A 17,199-nucleotide genomic window follows, 5' to 3' on the forward strand; every position below is an offset into this window, starting at 1 on the left:
GGATGTGCCGGCGGACATCGAGCCGCTGTGGGAAATGGGTCTTCCGGCCGGAGAGGCCTGCCCGGACGCCTCGGCCGGACTTCCGCCGGTGGCACGGCGAGTGGTCGCCGCGGTCGGTGAAGGTGCCGCGGGCGGACTGTTCCCCCCGGTCGTCACGGCCGGCCCGGAGGGGACGGTGGTGGAGGACCGGTTGCTCGGTGGCACGGCGGACGCACGCATGCTCGCGCACGCACTCCGGGACGGTCGCTTCGCACCGCTGCTGGAGATGCTGGAGACGCTGGACGGCTGGTGCGTCTCCGCGGCGCGTCGCCACGCGACGGTCGTGGCCCCCGGCGTGCTGGACGTGGTCAACGCCGATCTCTTCGGACCGGTGGTGTCCGAGGCGTTCGTGGCCTGCGCCACCGGACGGGCACGGTACGCCCGTGACCGGGTGCCGGAGTGGGCGGCACGCTGCGAGGCGTTCCTGACGCTCTTCCTGGACCGGCTGCAGCGGGACATGAGCACCTGCTGGCCCGACACCCCGGCCTTCCGGGGACCGGTCGTCGGTCTGTGGACGCACGGCGAGGAAACCCACAACGGCCGGCAACGGGTGTTACGCCTCGACTGTGCCGGCGGCGGCCGGGTGGCGTACAAGCCACGGCCCGCCTCCGGTGAGCTGCTGTTCACCGCGTGCGGCGGTTCCGGCCCGCCGGCATCGGTGTTCGAGTTGCTGAACAACTCGCCCAAGGCGTCCGGAGAGGTCCGCCTTCCGGTGCTGACGTGCTGGTCCGGCGCCCGCCCGGGCTACCTGTGGCAGGAGTGGATCGAGCCGCCGGCCCAGTGGGGACCGATCCGCTCCTTTGGCGCGTGGCGGCTGACCGGCACGCGGCTGTCGCCGCGGGAGGCGGTGCGGTTCTGGCACCGCACCGGCTCGCTGACCGCCGCGATGTTCGGCTTCGGGGTCACCGACCTGATCGGCGGCAACGTGGTGACCGGGAGCAGGCCCGGCGAGCGCGAACCGCTGCTGTACCCCATCGATCTGGAGATCTACTTCTGCCGTGTAGCCCGGCTCTACGACACGGGCCTGCTGTACGACCGGACCGCCGAGGTCGACCAGCACCACGTCGGCCTGGAGGCCACGCCGCGGTGGTGCAGCGCCGAGGGGCCGCCGGTGTGCTGGCACGAGGACCCGGACGGAACGCTGCGCCTGTACCGCCGGCGCCGGCCCTACGCCAGGGCCGAGACCCGGACCGTGGTGGCGGACACCGGCGGCCGGGCCGGGTACGGCCCCTACCTGCCGGCGATGCTGCGCGGCATGTTCGACGCCTGGACCCTGATGTGCCGGCAGCGGCCGGCGCTCCGGCGGTTCCTGTCGGCCGCCACCGCGGGTCACTACGTCCGGGTGCTGCGGCAGCCGACCTTCCGGTACTTCGACGCACTGGTGCCACGGTGGCTGTCCGGCGGCGGTGCCGCGCCGGTCCCCGCCGAGGCGGACGTCCGCTTCGACCGGGCGGAGCTCGACCAGCTCCGGCGCATGGACGTGCCCTACTTCGTGCGTTCGCTGGAGGGCGGACCGGTGCTGCGGGTGGAGCCGCCGCCGCGGCCCTTCGCCACGGCCAGGGTCGCGGCCCGGCCCGAGCCCGAAGGGGGCTGGCCTCCGCTGCCGGAACTCCTGGAGTGCTCGAATCTGGTGCTCGCCGGTCTCGGGGTCGCGCTCCGGGACGCGGTGGAGCATGTCTTCGACGACGTGACCGAGCATGCCGTCACCGACGAGTCGCTCGGTGTGCGGCTGCACCTGCAGAGCCCGGCCGAGGGCCAGGTCGGCTTCGACTGGCCGGAGGCGGGCAGGCGGATCACCTACATCTGGGACCGGGAGAAGGTACGGCTGCGCATCGACGCGGTGGACGCCCCCGAGGTCCCGGCCGAGCCCACGCAGGCGGGTCAGATCCGCCGCCGGCTGCTGCGGCTGGACCGGCTCGACGGCGCCCTGCGGATGCCGTGGGCGCAGGACGGAATGGCCGACGCCGCGACGGAGCGCCGTCTGCGGGCGCTGACCGATGCCGGCATCGCGTGGCTGTCCACCGTGGTGGCCGAACACGGCTGGCCGGGCCGCGGGATGGTGGGCGCCGCGGCCGCCTCCGCGGCGAGCCGTCTCGTGCAGCATGCGAGGGACCACCTGGACTTCCGCCGGCACTGCCTGGAGCTGATGCGGCAGGCCGCGGCGGCCGGTGATCTGCCCTGGCGCGAGGTCGCGTACCTGACCGACGAACTGTGCCTCGCCGACAAGGTCCCCCAGGTGTACGGCACCAAGTTCGAGGCCGTGGCCGGCGAGCTGGTGCCGTATCCGATCGAGGAGCCGCAGGACGTGGACCGCCGGCGCGCCGCGATGGGCATGGAGCCCCTGGCGGACTACACGGACCAAATCCGGCAGCGGTTCCCCCTGACGAAGAGGGAGGCATCATGACCGCCCTGACCACCGGGGCCCGGCAGGCGCCCGGCGACGTCGACTGGGCCTTGTTCGGACGGCGGTACTGGGGCAGGCGGCCGGCCCGGCTGCCTGCCCGGCCCCCGGCCGGGCCCTGCGAGATGTACGCCCTGACCGTCCGCTCGTGTGCCCCGTTCCGCGCCGGCACCCGGTTCTGGGTGATGCCCGACGTCCGTCTGCTGGTCGGCGACGGCCGGCTGCGCGCGCCGGGCGCACTCCTGCCGGACACCGGCGACCGGACCCTCGACGACTACCTCGACCGGCTGGACTCCGACGTGCACGGGCAGGGCTACCTGCTGTCCGTGCGTCAGCCGCTGCTCCTGGACTACGCGCTCTGGTCCGCCGTGCGCGCCGCGGTCAGCGGGCTGTGGCGGGAGGTCGGCTGGCCGAACCTCCCGGTGACCGCCGAGGTGCTGGTCGGCGACCGGTTCACCGAGCACACAGGCGCCGCCGAGGCGCCCACGCACGCGGCGCTGACCTGGGTGCTGCGAGGGCGTATGGAGGTGCGGCTGTGGGACGAGAGCGGCGGTCCCCCGCCGGCCGGGATCGCCGACCCGGAACACGGACCGGAGGGTGTGCGCACCATGAGCGCCGGGGCCGGCGAGCTGCTGTACTGGCCGGGCGACCGGCGGCACGTGGACGTCTACCGCGAGCGGTGCGTGGCGCTGCGCCTGCGGATCCCGGTCGACCGGCGGCTTCCCTTCACCGCCTTGCGGGACCTGCTCGCCGATCTGGTGCACGGCCGGCGCGGCCACGACGAGACCGTGCCGTACTTCCCCTTCGGCCGCGGATCGCGCGTCGACGACGAGGACGGGGCGCTGTCCCACCTGACCGCCCTCGGTGACGAGCTGCGCACCCTCGTGGGCGGCGAGCAGCTGAACAGGACGCTGCGCGTGCGCTGGGCGGCGCTGCGGTCCGCGGCCGGTCTGGAACCGATCCCGGTGCCGCGGGAGGGCGTCCCGCTGACCTGGCACACCCGGATCCGGCGGACCGGCGAGATCGTCCGCATGCCCGACGGGCCCGGACAGGTGGTGTGGGCGGTCAACGGGAACGTCTTCTCCCTGCCGAGAGCCGCGAGCGACCGGGTGTACCCCGCACTGGGCGACGGCGAGGAGACCGGCGTCGCCGACGTGCTGCGCGCCATGGGAGCCGGCGGCGACGGCGATGGCGATGGCGATCAGGGCGTGCTCGCGCTGCTGGACAAGCTGTACCGGCTGCGCGGCATCGACGTGGCGGAGGTGCCTGCCGGATGACGCTGACCGTGGAGAAGTCGCTGGACTGGGACGTCTTCGTCGACCGGTTCTGGGACCGCGGACCCGTGCTGTACAAGGGCATCGGCAGCGTGCCCTTCACGGAGGCGGAGGTGTTCGAGTCCGCCGTGCTGGGCACCCGGCCGCCGCACCCGCTCGCCGTGCCGCGCAACGTGCAGTTCCTCGTCGGGCGGCGGCAGCAGACACAGCCGCGCGACTGCCTGCCAGAACGGTCGGACCGTTCGTTCGACGGCTACGAGCGGCGTATGGCCGAGCGGCTGGACGGACAGCGTTACGCCCTCGTGGTCCACCTGTTCCACGCGTTCTCCCACCCCCTGTGGGAGCGTGCGCAGCGGTTCTACGCCGGTCTGTGGGAGCGCGTCGGCCGGCCCGCGCACAGCGCGGGCTCCACCATGTTCCACGGCTCCTACGAGCACAGCCCCGTCGGCGTGCACCAGGACCGCTTCGCCACGTTCATGTTCTGCGTACGGGGCACCAAGCGGATGCGGTTCTGGGACGAGCGCCCGTGGACCGAGCCGGTGCACACGGTGCTGGACTACCGGCCTTACCTGGACTCCTCCTTCGTCGCCGAGGTCGAGCCGGGGGACCTGCTGTACTGGCCGTCGCGGTACCACCACGTCGGGGAGAGCGCCGGCGACGAGCCCGCGACCAGCGTCAACGTGGGGATCCCCCGCCGTGAACACCGGCCGTACTACGAGATCAAGGATCTGCTGCGGGGCACCCGTCCGCGGGCGACGGCGCCGTTGTTCACCCCGGACGCCGGTCCGGACGGGCAGTTGTCGGGCGAGCTGCCCACCGCCCTCGGCGACGCCCTGGACGCGTTCGCGCACTGCCTGGACGAGGACCGGTTCACCGACCGGGCCACCGCTCTGGCCCTGCGGGTCGAAACGGCCGGCGGGTTCTGGCCGACCGAGCCGCCCGCGAAACCGCGGCCGCTGGACGACGACACCCCCGTCCGGGCGTGTGCGCCCCTGCTGACCGCGCCCGGCGAGGGCGCCCGCAGGTACGCGGCGAACGGCAACGTCTCGTCCGGCACCGCCGGCCTCGAGGCCGCCGAGGTGCTGGGCCGGCTGGACGCCGGCGAGGTGGTGCGCGTCGGTGACCTGCCCGCGCACCGGCGCGCGGAGGTCCGTCATCTGCTGCAGGAACTGGAGAGTTTCCGTGCCGTCATCCGTCTCGACCCCCGCTGACCGGGCCCCGGCCCACCGGGAGGCGGCCGCCGGGATCGTGGCCGAGATCGCCGAACGGCTCGCCGATCCGGGCCGGGTGGCACAGGCCGCGGGCGCGCCGGACAACCTCATGCGCTATCCGGGCGATCCGCAGCCCGTGTGGGATCCCCTTCTGCTCTCCGACGGCCACCCCGGAGTAAGCCTGCTGTTCTCGGAACTGGCCGTACGAACACCGAGGTCGCGCGGCCGGGCGCACGCGCACCTGTCCGCGGCCCTCGGCAGCGGCATCCGGCTGCTGCCCCAGTCGCTGTTCGGCGGCATGGTCGCACTCGCGTTCGCCGGGCAGGCCGCGGCCACCGGATTCGGCGGCTACGCCGGCATGCTGTCCGGGCTGGACCGGCACATCACCGTCCAGGCGCGCGAGCGCGCGCGAGCCGATCTGCACAGGGTGCACGCCGGCGAACCGGTGGGCGCCTGGGACCGGTACGACGTTCTCGGCGGCACCGCCGGGATCGGCCGCTACCTGCTCGCCCGGTACGAGTCGGCGGCCGAACCGGAGGCACGGCAGGCGGCGGGGGACGCGCTGACCGAGGTCCTCGAGTCACTGGTGGCGGTGGCGACCGCGGACGAGGTCACGCGGCACGGGATCCGGCTGCCCGCGTGGTGGATCACCGACGGCCTGGAGCACGGGTTGGCGGAGCATCTCAACATCGGCCTCGCACACGGCGTCTGCGGGCCCTTGGCGCTCCTCTCCGTCGCCTGGCGGGCCGGGTTCCGGGTGGCCCGCCAGGACGAGGCCATCGAGCGAATCATGGCGCTGCTGTCCCGCTGGCGCACGACCGACGGGGCCGGACCGCACTGGCCGCATCTGGTGACACCGGCCTGTCTCAAGGGCGAGGAGCCGCCCGGGCGCGGACGGGACTCGTGGTGCTACGGGGCCGCGGGCACGGCGCGTGCCGTCCACCTGGCGGGCGTCGCGCTGGACCGCGCGGACTGGCGGGCCGACGCCCATGCCGCCGTCCGCGGTGCGCTGGCCGCGGCGCGCGACGAACTGGTCTGCGACTCCGCGCTCTGTCACGGCTGGGCGGGGCTGCTCCAGATCGTGCTGCGCATGGCGCACGACAGCCCCGACCAGGACTACCGGGCCGACGCCGACGCACTGGCGGCGCGGGTCGTGGACCGGTTCGACGCGGGGGCGCCGTTCGGCTACCGGTACCGCCACACGCTCGCGCCGCGCGACCTCGACCGCCCCGGGTTCCTGGAAGGAGCCGCGGGGATCGCCCTGGCCCTTCACACCTACGCCACGGGGGCCGCGCCGGCGACGTCGTGGGACAGCGCCCTGCTGCTGAACTGACAGGGCGCTGCCCGGGCGCTCCCGGCCGGCTACGCCCTGCGGAGTCGGGCGATGATGCCGTCGAGGTCGCGCCGGAACATGTAGTCGCGGAAGACGTGCCCGCCGGGCTCCTCGTGCCACTCGTGCGGGATGCCGGCCTGTCCGAGGAGGCCCCGGAACTCCCGCTGGCCGGCGAGCACCTGGGTCTCGTTGACGGTGTCGAACCAGTTGACCGGGTTGGGGCTGGTGCCGGCGACCAGGAAGACCCGTTTGTGGCGGTAGCTCTCGACGCGTTCGACCGGGTTGTCGGCGCTGACCCTGGCCTCGTCCCACAGCGGCATGCCGTAGACCGAGCCGCCGCCCAACTCCACGGCGGCGGAGGACAGGTTGGCCCAGTGGGCGACCAGGCCGCCGTCACGGCGCAGACTGGCCGGCCCCGAGTGGGAACTCACCGAGGCGAAGTGCCCGTAGTACTTGGCCGCGTACTTCAGCGCGCCGAATCCGCCCATCGAGAACCCGCAGACGGCACGGCCGTCGTACTCGGCGTAGGTCCGGAAGTTCGCCTCGACCCATGGGAGCAGCTGGTTGATGTGGAAGGACTCCCAGTTCCGGGGGCCGACATGGGAGCTGACCGGGTTGGAGTACCAGCCCGCGTGCCCGCCGTCGGGCATCACGACGATGATCGGCTTCCCGGCGGTCAGAGCGCGGATGCCCCAGCGGTCGAAGGTGATGAAGTCCTGGTCGGTGCCACCGCCGTGAAGCAGGTAGAGGACGGGGTAGGCGCGTCCGCTGGTGTGGTAGCCGTCGGGCAGCAGTACGTTGACGCCGGGGTCCCAGCCGATCTCGTCGGTCGCGAACCGGTAGTACCACATCCGTGGATCACTCTCGTTGCGGTCCACGATGCGCAGCCCGAAGCCGTCACCGGCCGCGTGGGCCGCCGATGCCGTCGCCAGGACGCTTCCACCGCCGAGGGCCGCGGCCGCGGAGAGCCCGCCGACGGCTCTCAGGATGCTTCTACGAGTGGTCCGGTTCTCGCTCAACATGACCTCCTGGGTCGATGGAGTGGCGTGCGCATGACATCAAGAAACCGGTCGGCCCCGCTCTCCCCTCCGCGAACCGGAGGGACGGGTGGGCCGGGAACGGACACGAGAGCGCCGTCCCCTGCGTGCCGCCGCCAACCGTAGGCGGATATCCGGTCACGCAAAACCCCGCACCGAGGCGGTCGGGATGGGGCGGTGTCGGGTGGGGCGGGCCGGGCAGGGCCGGTGCCTGCTTCCCGGCGCCCGTTTCCCCTGCCCCGTCCTCCCTTCCGCCCGTCCGCCGACCGGTGGGAGCGACCCGCCGCGGCCCGTTCCGTACCCTGGCGGCATGCGCGTACGCCCCACCTTGAGCTGGACACCCACCGGGGACCTGCCGCCGGGCACCACGGACCTGGCGCCGGTCGCCGATGCGCTGAGCACCGGCGGTGTGCTGGTGCTCAGCGGGGCGGGCATCTCCACGGAGTCGGGGATCCCCGACTACCGGGGCGTCGACGGAAGCCTGAACAGGCACACCCCGATGACCTACCAGGACTTCACCGCCAGTGCCCGGGCCCGGCGCCGGTACTGGGCGCGCAGCCATCTCGGCTGGCGCACCTTCGGCCGCGCCCGCCCCAACGCCGGGCACCGGGCCGTGGCCTCCCTCGGCCGGCACGGGCTGCTCTCGGGTGTGATCACCCAGAACGTCGACGGTCTGCACCAGGCCGCCGGCAGCGAGGGGGTCGTGGAGCTCCACGGAAGCCTGGCCCGGGTCGTCTGCCTGTCCTGCGGCACCCTCAGCCCGCGCGGTGAACTCGCCCGGCGGCTGGAGGAGGCCAACGCGGGCTTCGAACCGGTGGCCGCGGGGATCAACCCGGACGGTGACGCCGACCTCACCGACGAACAGGTCGGGGACTTCTCCGTGGTGCCCTGCGCGGTCTGCGGCGGCGTCCTCAAACCGGATGTGGTGTTCTTCGGCGAGACCGTTCCGCCGCCGCGGGTCGAGCACTGCCGCAGGCTTGTCCGGGAGGCGTCCTCGCTGCTGGTCCTGGGGTCCTCGCTGACGGTGATGTCCGGGCTCCGGTTCGTCCGCCAGGCGGCCGACGAGGGGAAGCCGGTGCTGATCGTCAACCGGGATCCGACCCGGGGCGACCGGCACGCCCTCACCCGGGTCGCGCTCCCGCTGGGAGCGGCCCTCGCCACCGTGGCCGGACGGCTGGGCATCCCCGTCGACAGCCCGGCACCGCGACGGGCGGGGCCGTGACGGTGCCGGGCACGTCCCGGCCTCCTCGGCCTCCTCGGCCTCCTCGGCCGCCGTGGCTCCCGGCGGTCGCGCGGGTTCCCCGCGGCCCCGGTCGGCCGACCAGCGGCCGCCGCCCGCTTCGAAGGGGTTTTGGCCATGCGGTCACACGGCTTTGCGCGCGACCGCGACTATCGCCGCACGGGGCACCTCGGCGACGTACACGCCCCGCGAGCGGTGGACGACGGGGGCCGGGGGGAAGCCGGTTTCCGCGGGCAGGCCCGCAAGGTACTCCTCGTGTCCGAAGTACCGCTCCAGAACCCGCCAGCAGGCGTCGGTCCCGCCCAACGTGCCGAAGTACTCCCCGACTCCGTACATGTCGGCGACATACGCGCACATGCGCCGCCGGGCCTCCTCCTCCGTGCCGCCGCGGACGACCAGCGGATCGTACATGTCGACGACACACGCCGGTGCTCCCGCCTCCTCGAAGAGTCCGGCCAGCGACTCGCGCGAGAAGTGCGGGTAGTCGTGGCCCGCAGCGGTGTGGGGGTGAACGACATCGGCGAAGAATTCCGCCATGGGGCTGGTGGTGTCGAAGTCGTGCAGGACGACCCGGCCCCCGGGTCTGACGACGCGCAGGGCCTCGGTGACCGCGTTGAGCCTGTCCTGTGGGGCGATGTGGTGGGTTCCGTAGGCGAGCAGCGTCGCATCGACCGTGCCGTCCCCCAGGAAGAGGTGGTCCGCCGCCTGCCGGACGGCGGGCAGGCCCTGGGCGAGGGCTCGTTCGACCATGCCGCCGGAGAGGTCTCCCGTCAGGATGTTCAGACGGTCACGCAGGTCGAGGGCGTGCTCGTGGACGGCACGCGCGACGGTCCCGTCCCCGCCGAGAACGTCCAGGACGGTGCGGGGCCGCGCCGCCTGCGGCGGGGCGGCCCACTCCAGGAGTTGCCGCATGCCCCGCCAGCGGACCGACGGGTCCTGCTGGGCCCGGCGGTAGGAGTCACCGCGCCCGGTGTCGTCGGAGTCGAATTCCGTGGTCGTGGCCGCCAGTGCCCTCAGCGCCTTGTCGGCGCCCGGACGGCCGAAGTCCACGGTCGCCTTCAGGGTCGTTTGGGCCGGCACCACATCACGCAGATACTCTTCGAGGGTCATGGACGGCAGGTAGGAATCCGTCTCCGCCAATATGTCCGCCTGCATTTCCACCAATCCGGTCATTCGATGGGTCTCATCGCCGACCACCCGTACCGTGTGCGAGGCAGATGTACTCCGCTGTTCGCAAACGGCCCGCAACCCCGTCAACCGGCACGGACATGCACGACCGACGGAATTCCGGGAAACCGGCGCACTACAAATCCGGTCCGCAGTGGCACCGTTGCACCCTGTCAGGAGTTCCATTCCGCGTCAAGAGCGCTTTCGGTGAAGGATTTTCCTCGATTACCCGCGGCGAGTGGGACGCTTCCGCGCCCCTCCCGCCGACCGCACAAGCTCGGCGAACCGCGGTTCATCTCCGCGGGAATTTCGCGGGCCGTCTCATTACCCGGAATACCGTGTTCCAGTTTTTGCCCCCGATTCGGCGGCGCCCGCCCCGGAATCCCCACCGCCCCGCAACGGCGGCGACCGACGGCAGAACGGACACGGAAAGGTGTGCCGGGAAACGGCTTTGGGTCTCCGTCGCCCCTGCCCTCCCCCGCACAAGCCGCTCCCGGTCGGCGGCGCCCCGCAGCGGGAGGCACTCCGGTGGACCACCTGGTACATTGGCGCATATTCACCCCCTCCCGGACAGACTTCCCCCGACCGGGGGTGTTTCCGGCAGAATCGGGAATCCGCTCAACTGTCCACCCGAACGCGGGACGCCGATCCACACGAAAGTCGGGACGACTCATGCCACATGGGATCCCTTCATTCGATGTCCGTCCGAAAGTCGTTTCGACTCTCCCGGGGAGTCACGGCAGTTCCGGGGAGCGGGCATCACCGGAACCGGTGTTCGCGCCCCGCGCGGCGGAAACCGTACCCGAGTACCACGTTCGAGGAGAGGCGGCCCAGAACTGCCATGGCATGGATCCACGATGTACTGACAGCGGTGTCGGAGATGGATCCGACCTCCAGGTTCGCGTTAGCCTCGGTGTTCGCTTTCGCGGAATCCGGTCTCGGGGCGGGCATGTTCGTCCCCGGTGAGGTCGCGGTACTGGTGCTGAGCGCCGGAACGGAGGGGACGCGTTCACTGCTGACCCTCTTCCTCGTCGTGGCGGTCAGCAGTTCGGCCGGTGACCACCTCGGGTACTTCCTCGGTATCCGCTACGGGGAACGGCTGCGCGAGACACGTCTGGTACGGCGGATCGGCCAGCGGCACTGGGACCGCGCCCAGACTCTCTTCCACCGGCACGGAGCGACCGCCGTCTTCCTGACCAGGCTGCTGCCCGTCGTCCGCACCCTCACTCCGGCGACCGCCGGGGTGGGCTCGGTTCGCTACATCCGCTTCCTTCCCGCCTCCCTCGCCGGAGCCTCGATGTGGTCCGCCCTCTACGTGTCGGCGGGTGCCCTGGCCTCGGCCTCCGTGCGCGAGGCCGAGGCCACGATCACCAGGATCCTGTGGGTACTGCTGGGCGTGGCGGTGATCCTGACGATTGGCATCGTGTGGTGGCGCAGGAGGCGTCGTTCCGTGCTCTGACCGGATGCGGTTCACTCCTCGGGCGGCCGGCGGAAGGCCCGGAAGGCGAGCAGCATCATCACCAGCATCAGCCCCAGGCCCGCGCACAGCGCCGCCGGCACCTCGCTCCCGGCCTGCCCTCCGAGCGCGAGATCACGGGACGCCTCCACCGCGTGGCTCACAGGGTTGACGGTGGCGACGGCAGCCAGCCAGCCGGGCAGCACCTCGACCGGCACGAACGCGCTGGAGGCGAACATCAGCGGGAAGTTGACGAAGAAGCCGATGCTGGAAAGCACCTCCACCTTGCGCAGCCACGCGGCCAGGGCTATGAAGATCCAGATCAGGGCCCAGATCACCAGAGTGGACAGCAGCAGCGCCGCCACCAGGCCCCCCACTCCTCCCCCGGCCCGGTACCCGAACAGCAGGTGGCCGCCGACCACCAGGACCAGCAGCTGCATCCCCGAACGGGTCAGGTCGGCGACCGATCGCGCCACCAGAACCAGCGGCAGCGACAGCGGGAGCACGCGGAAGCGGCGCACCATCCCGCCCTCCATGTCCCGCACCAGGCCCACCCCCGCGGACTGCGAAGTGCCGATCCCGGTGGTGACCAGCAGGGCGGGCAGGAGGAACTCGATGTAGGACACGCCCCGCGGAAGGATCGACCGGTCCGCCAGGCTGCCGAAGACCTGGCTGATCAGCAACAGCATCACCACCGGCTGGGCCACGCTGAACAGCACGACCCTGCTGTCGGCGTACACCAGGCGGATCTGGCGGACGGTGAGGACCCACAGCTGCGCGGCCTTGCCCGCCGGCTCCCGGCGCGGGCCGTGCGGCTGCGCCGGGAGGCCGGCCGGGGGCGCCGTCGTCCGCGGCCCGTTCACACGGTCTCCCGCGGGTCCGCGGTGTGCCGCCGAGCCTTCGCGACGCCCGCCCGGCGCGGCGGCCCCGCCGGTACGGGATCACGGGACCACGCGCCGGTCAGAGCGAGGTAGACGTCGTCCAGGGATGGCTCCGAGTGGCGGATCTCGGTCACGTTCTGCCCGACGGTGTCCAGCACCCGGATCACCGTGGCCAGGTCCGCGGAGCCCTCCGCCGGTACGGTCAGCTCGCCCCGCGCGGTCTCCGCGCCCGGGGGGAGCCCGGCCAGGCGCAGGGCTTCGGCGGCCACGGCCGGGTCCCCGTGCGGTTCCAGCCTGAAGGAGATGAAACCACCGCCGGCCCGCGACTTCAGCTCGGCCGCCGTCCCGGAGACGAGGACCCGGCCGGCCTCCAGTACGGTGATGCGGTCGGCGAGCCGGTCCGCCTCCTCCAGGTACTGCGTGGTGAGCAGGACGGTCGTACCGCCGCGGGTGAGTTCCTCGACCATCTCCCACAGCCCGATGCGGCTGGGAGGGTCCAGCCCGACGGTCGGCTCGTCCAGGAACAGGATCTCGGGGCGTCCGACCAGTCCCAGTGCCAGATCCAGCCGGCGGCGCATGCCTCCCGAGTAGGTCACCGCCTTCCGCCTGCCGGCGTCACCGAGCCCGAAGGCCTCCAGCAGTTCGTCCGCCCGTCGTCCGGCCCGCGCCCGGGAGGCTCCGCACAGACGGGCGACCAGGACGAGGTTGTCGTGGCCGGACAGCTGTTCGTCGAGCGAGGCGAACTGTCCCGTGACCCCGATGCGGCGGCGCACCTCCTCCGGGCGCCCGGCCACGTCGAAGCCGGCGACCGAGGCCGTACCCGCCGTAGGGGGCATCAGGGTGGACAGGATGTTGACGAGGGTGGTCTTCCCCGCCCCGTTGTGTCCCAGGAGACCCATGACCTCGCCCTGGGCCACGGTCAGGTCCACGCCCCGGAGGGCCTGGACGGCTCCGAACCGCTTGTGCAGGCCGACGACGTGGATCACTCCGTCCGCCGCCATCAGTTCAGCACATGTCCGTGCGGCGAGCGCACGGCCCGGGACCGGCGGTGGTCGAGGTGGACGAAGGCGCGCTGGAGCCAGCGGTCCTCACCGTCGTAGCGCGGGGTGAAGGCCGTGCGCCCGTGCAGCGTGACGCGGTTGTCCACGAACACCAGGTCGGCCGGGGCCAGGACGATCTCCTCGGAGACCGCGCGGACGGCGTCCTCCAGCGCGTCCATGGCCTGTTCGCCCCACGGGTCCGTGGAATGGGTGGCGTGGAAGTCGACGCGGATGTCCGGGTCCTCCGCGTCGCCGGTGAGCACGGCGTGCGGTTTGGTACCGCTGTCCGGCCGGTCGAAGGAAGGCGGTGGTTCGGTGAGGAACAGGGGCCGCCGCAGGGTCTGGCGCGTCCCGGCGTCCAGGTGCTCCATCGCGGCGCGGACGCAGGCGACCCGCAGTCCGGCGGCCAGGTCGTGGTCGCTGCGGACGCAGAGCAGCCCGACGTAGTCGGGACGGTGGGGGTGGAAGGCGTTCTCGATGTGCATCTCCAGCGGGACGGAGCCGGCGTTGGACTGCTGGGCCTCCCGGCCGGGCACGGGCACCACGTTCTGGACGAGTGCCCCCCGCTTCTCGTTGCGGTAGGCGACGACCTCGCCCAGTTCCATGGCGACGGCGCAGAGCACCGAGGCGCTCAGCGTGGCTCTCCGTTCCACCGAGTCGCTCTCCTGCGGGGTGGGCGGCACGGGGTCGGCCTCGGGCAGGTTGCGTATGAGCAGCATGCCCGCGCGGCCCGGGTCGTGGCGGAAGGCCCGGAGCCGGTTCCGGAGGCGGGCGGGCAGGTGGCAGGAGAGGCCGCGGCACCGGTCGAGCCACTCCTGTCCGTCCACCAGGCCGGGGGGCGTGCGCATCAGCTCGTCCGCCAGGAGCGCCACGTCGGCACGTTCGGCGTCGGACAGTTCGAAGCGGCTTTCGGGGTTCATGCCGTCCCTCCAAAGGGGTTGTGGGGTGGTCGGTCCGGTCCTGCCGCCCGGGGCGTTCCGCGCGGCGGGGCGCCCGGCTTTCGAACGGATCGCGCGTCTCAGGACTTCCCCGCCGTGCCCCGGGCACCGTGGCGCTCCGAGACGGCGAACACAAAGTGGCGGTCACTGCCCGCGTACTGCTCCTCCTGCACGGCCTCGACACGAAACCCCCGCCGCTCCAGCCCTTCGGTCACCGCCCGGAGCCGGCCGGCGGTGGCGCCGCCGGGGCTGTCGTGCACCTCCACCGCGAGCTGGCGCACCAGCGGCCAGTGCCGTTCCCCGATACCCCGCAGCACCTCCAGCTCGCCGCGCTGGACATCGATCTTCAGCATGTCGATCCGCTCCACGGGGTGCTCGTCGAGGAACGCGGAGAGCGGACGGAGCCGGCAGCGCACCGTCCGCTCCCGGAACCTGTAGGCCAGCAGTTCGTCCAGCATCTGCTCGGCCTCCGGCAGGTGGCCGGTCGGCACCTGCCCCCTGACGAACGTCTTCTCCGCCTCGGTATCCGCCAGGGTGCTGCGCGTGGACATGGTCGAATAGCCCGGGTAGTGGGTGAACTCGACCTCCTGCTCCTTCTCGGCGAGACCGTAGGGGCAGGCCAGCCCCGCCACGCCGTGTCGCTCCCGGTTGCGGCACATGACCTCGTACACCTCGGGGACCGGTTCGAAGGAGTAGACCGCGGCACCGGGTCTCTCCGACTTCACGAAGAGCGTGTACACGCCGATGTTGGCGCCCACGTCGAAGACGACGGGGTCCTCCGGCAGGTGCAGCGTCTTGGGCAGGTAACCGCGCCGGGTGAAGATCTCGTCGTAGAGGAACTCGGTCTCGTGCTGGTTCACGCCTTCCACGTCGGCGAGTGCGATGCTCATCCGTCTGGCCTTCCTTGGCTCGGTGGGGAGGGTGCCGGCGCGCGGCGTACCGCCTGGTCCGACATGGCGTCTAGTCCGACATGGCGACCAGGACCCGGCGCTCGCCGGTGAACGGCCTGCGGCCGTGCGCCGCCTGGACGTTGTCGACGAGCATGAGGTCTCCGGTCCGCCAGTCGTTGTCCACCGCGTGCTCCAGCCCGCGGTCGCGCACCTGCCGCACGTGGTCGGCCGGTATCGGGGTGCCGTCGGCGAAGGTCACCGACTGGGGCAGTTCCTCCGGGGGCAGCATCTCCGTCAACGCGGCGGCGGCCTCGTCGCCGAGCGTGGCCGGGTGCCACTGGTCGGACTGGTTGAACCACAGCGTTTCCCCGGTCTCCGGGTGCGTGACCGTCGCGGGCCGGACGTGACTGACCCGCAGCCCGCCGCGCGCGTTCCACTGCCAGGTGGCGCCGCTTCGGGAGAGGTAGGCCTCGACCTCGAGGCGGTCCTCGGTCTCGAAGGTGTCCTGCCAGCTCTTGCCCAGCCCCCGCCCCCCGTGCAGGTTCTGGGTGTAGCGCAGGCCGCCGGCGAAGGCCTCGCGGACCTCCGGGTCCAGCGCCCGGTACCAGACGGCGTTGTCCACCACCGGCGTGGCGCCCCCGCTGCCGGCCGCCCGCTCGCAGTAGAAGAGCAGTCGGGCGGGCCACTGGGCGGCGTAGGACATCTCGCTGTGCATCGAGATGGTGAACTCCCGCGGGTACTCCGTGGAGGTGTACACGTTGCGGCCCACCTTGGTGCGCGGCGAGTTGCCGAAGACGTACGCCAGGCGGTCCGGCAGCAGGAGCGGCATGATCTTCTCCAGTTCCTGCGGACCGACCCCGAAACCGCGCAGGGCCAGCACCTTGTGGGCTGCCAGGAGTTCGACGATCCGCTCGGAGTCCTGGAGGAAGCCGGCCAGGCCGTCGGCGGTGGCGGGGAGTGAGTGGCTGCTCGGGCTGATCTCGGCGGGCCGCCAGGGAGTGTTCGGTTCCATGGTGTGCTCTTTCACTCCTGTGTGGTCTCGGGTGCTCGGAGGAATTCCGTGATGAGCCGGTTGACCTGGTCGGGCCGCTCCAGGTAGCCGTAGTGGCCGCAGTGGGGGACGACGTGGCAGTCGGCCCGGGGCAGGGTCCTGGCGATCTCTTCCGCCAGGTGCGGCGGCGCCACGATGTCGTCGGCGAAGGCGATCACCCGGCAGGAGGCGGTGATGCCGGTCAGGTCCTCCAGCCGGTCCTCCACCGCGCTGAGGTCCAGTTGGGTGCGCACACCGGGCCCGTCGGTCACCGCCAGTTCGAAGATGTCCAGCCAGTCGGCGATCCGCTGGTCGTCCGCGAGCGTCCGCGGAGAGAGGTTCTGCACCGCCCGCATCACCGCGCGGTAGCGCGGCGGCAGGGTGACGCCGCTGTCGGCGAGGGCGATCTCGGCGGCGTTGCCGGCCGCCCTCATCCGGTCCAGGCGGCCGCGCGGTGCCACGAGGACAAGCCGGGAGACCAGGTCGGGACGGGTGCGGGCGACCTCCCGCGCGACTCTGGCGCCCAGAGACATCCCCACGATCGAGCAGGGGCCGATGCCGAGGTGCTCGATCAGGCCGATGGTGTCGGCCGCCATGTCGCCGAGGGTGAAGCCGGGTTCTCCTCCGCTGGGAGGAATGCCGCGGTTGGTGAACGTGACGACCTCGAAGCCCTCGGCGACCAGCGCGGGCACCTGGTGCAGGTGCCAGGCCGACTTGGCTGCGCCGCTCCCCATGATCATGAGGACGGGGGGACCGCTTCCGGTGCGGTCGTGGTCCAGGGGGATCCCGTTGATCCGTGTCGTCGGCATCGAAGGCTTCCTCGAAAGTCGTCGGCGGCCCGAAGGACCGTTCGTGAGTGGTCGTCTTCCGCGGTGCGCGGCTGGAGGGGACGTCCGCCCGGTCCGTGCCGCGGCGCGGTCGGCACGGTCGCCGGGGCTCCTGCCCGCCGCACCGGCGGCCGCGGGCCGGGTGGGCGGGGCGGGCGGGGCCGCGACGGCCCCGCCCACCCGGCCCGGTCACCCGGCCCCGGTCACTCGGCCGCGGTCTTCTCGTGGGCCGCCATGGCCTCGATGAGGCTCTTGGGCCGCATGTCGGTCCAGTTCTCCTCGATGTAGTCCAGGCACTCCTGGCGCGGACGGTCGTTGACCACCGCCTGCCATCCCGCCGGGATGTCGACGAAGTTCGGCCACAGCGAGTGCTGGCCCTCGTCGTTGACCAGGACGTGGAAGGTGCCCTCGGAGTCGTCGAAGGGGTTGGTCATC

At 72.3% G+C, this 17,199-nt stretch carries 15 protein-coding genes; 6 read left to right on the forward strand and 9 right to left on the reverse strand.

The features are described 5' to 3' along the window. Positions 1-4 precede the first annotated feature (4 nt). Genes BM237_RS21585 through BM237_RS21600 form a run of 4 tightly spaced genes read left to right on the forward strand, consistent with a single transcriptional unit; the run spans position 5 to position 6,258 of the window. Positions 5-2,443, forward strand: coding sequence for a DUF6624 domain-containing protein (locus BM237_RS21585; RefSeq protein WP_245793902.1), 2,439 nt, complete (start codon positions 5-7; stop codon positions 2,441-2,443). Continuing rightward, positions 2,440-3,717: a hypothetical protein gene (locus tag BM237_RS21590; protein WP_093851386.1), complete on the forward strand. Its 1,278-nt coding sequence runs from the start codon at positions 2,440-2,442 to the stop codon at positions 3,715-3,717. Before BM237_RS21585 ends, BM237_RS21590 begins: the two co-directional genes overlap by 4 nt. Beyond that, the gene (locus tag BM237_RS21595) at positions 3,714-4,925 is read left to right on the forward strand and encodes a JmjC domain-containing protein (RefSeq protein ID WP_093851387.1); all 1,212 of its coding nucleotides are present in this window, start codon (positions 3,714-3,716) and stop codon (positions 4,923-4,925) included. Before BM237_RS21590 ends, BM237_RS21595 begins: the two co-directional genes overlap by 4 nt. Then, positions 4,897-6,258 (forward strand): lanthionine synthetase C family protein, encoded by a 1,362-nt coding sequence (locus BM237_RS21600; RefSeq protein WP_093851388.1) that lies wholly within the window; start codon positions 4,897-4,899, stop codon positions 6,256-6,258. The genes BM237_RS21595 and BM237_RS21600 overlap by 29 nt, the downstream gene beginning before the upstream one ends. A 29-nt stretch (positions 6,259-6,287) precedes the next feature. Here BM237_RS21600 and BM237_RS21605 read toward each other — a convergent pair whose 3' ends face one another. Next, positions 6,288-7,280 carry an alpha/beta hydrolase gene (locus tag BM237_RS21605; protein WP_093851389.1) on the reverse strand — a complete coding sequence of 331 codons (993 nt, stop codon included), beginning with the start codon at positions 7,278-7,280 and terminating at the stop codon, positions 6,288-6,290. Between the two features lie 325 nt (positions 7,281-7,605). Between BM237_RS21605 and BM237_RS21610 the strand changes: the two genes are divergently transcribed. Then, positions 7,606-8,517, forward strand: coding sequence for an NAD-dependent protein deacetylase (locus BM237_RS21610; RefSeq protein WP_093851390.1), 912 nt, complete (start codon positions 7,606-7,608; stop codon positions 8,515-8,517). Between the two features lie 141 nt (positions 8,518-8,658). Here BM237_RS21610 and BM237_RS21615 read toward each other — a convergent pair whose 3' ends face one another. Next, positions 8,659-9,645 carry a class I SAM-dependent methyltransferase gene (locus BM237_RS21615; RefSeq protein ID WP_217655904.1) on the reverse strand — a complete coding sequence of 329 codons (987 nt, stop codon included), beginning with the start codon at positions 9,643-9,645 and terminating at the stop codon, positions 8,659-8,661. 970 nt (positions 9,646-10,615) lie between these two features. Here BM237_RS21615 and BM237_RS21620 point away from each other — a divergent pair. Continuing rightward, entirely contained in the window at positions 10,616-11,161 is a 546-nt protein-coding gene (locus tag BM237_RS21620; RefSeq protein WP_245793897.1) for a DedA family protein, read from the forward strand. An 11-nt stretch (positions 11,162-11,172) separates the two neighbouring features. Here BM237_RS21620 and BM237_RS21625 read toward each other — a convergent pair whose 3' ends face one another. From BM237_RS21625 to BM237_RS21655, 7 genes are all read right to left on the reverse strand, one after another. Beyond that, entirely contained in the window at positions 11,173-12,021 is an 849-nt protein-coding gene (locus BM237_RS21625) for an ABC transporter permease (protein ID WP_245793899.1), read from the reverse strand. After that, positions 12,018-13,040, reverse strand: a complete 1,023-nt coding sequence (locus BM237_RS21630) for an ATP-binding cassette domain-containing protein (protein ID WP_093851393.1) — start codon at positions 13,038-13,040, stop codon at positions 12,018-12,020. Before BM237_RS21630 ends, BM237_RS21625 begins: the two co-directional genes overlap by 4 nt. Beyond that, positions 13,040-13,999: a TauD/TfdA family dioxygenase gene (locus BM237_RS21635; RefSeq protein WP_093851394.1), complete on the reverse strand. Its 960-nt coding sequence runs from the start codon at positions 13,997-13,999 to the stop codon at positions 13,040-13,042. Before BM237_RS21635 ends, BM237_RS21630 begins: the two co-directional genes overlap by 1 nt. 98 nt (positions 14,000-14,097) lie before the next feature. Next, the gene (locus BM237_RS21640) at positions 14,098-14,907 is read right to left on the reverse strand and encodes an FkbM family methyltransferase (RefSeq protein WP_093851395.1); all 810 of its coding nucleotides are present in this window, start codon (positions 14,905-14,907) and stop codon (positions 14,098-14,100) included. A gap of 70 nt (positions 14,908-14,977) precedes the next feature. Beyond that, entirely contained in the window at positions 14,978-15,919 is a 942-nt protein-coding gene (locus BM237_RS21645; protein ID WP_093851396.1) for a TauD/TfdA family dioxygenase, read from the reverse strand. Between the two features lie 11 nt (positions 15,920-15,930). Further along, complete coding sequence (locus BM237_RS21650; protein ID WP_093851397.1) at positions 15,931-16,746, reverse strand: alpha/beta fold hydrolase; 816 nt, start codon at positions 16,744-16,746, stop codon at positions 15,931-15,933. Between the two features lie 221 nt (positions 16,747-16,967). Then, positions 16,968-17,198, reverse strand: coding sequence for an MbtH family protein (locus BM237_RS21655; RefSeq protein ID WP_093851398.1), 231 nt, complete (start codon positions 17,196-17,198; stop codon positions 16,968-16,970). Between the last annotated feature and the right edge of the window lies 1 nt (position 17,199).

Origin of the sequence: Streptomyces mangrovi, assembly GCF_900114215.1 — a bacterium.
In the GTDB taxonomy this organism is placed as follows: domain Bacteria; phylum Actinomycetota; class Actinomycetes; order Streptomycetales; family Streptomycetaceae; genus Streptomyces; species Streptomyces barkulensis.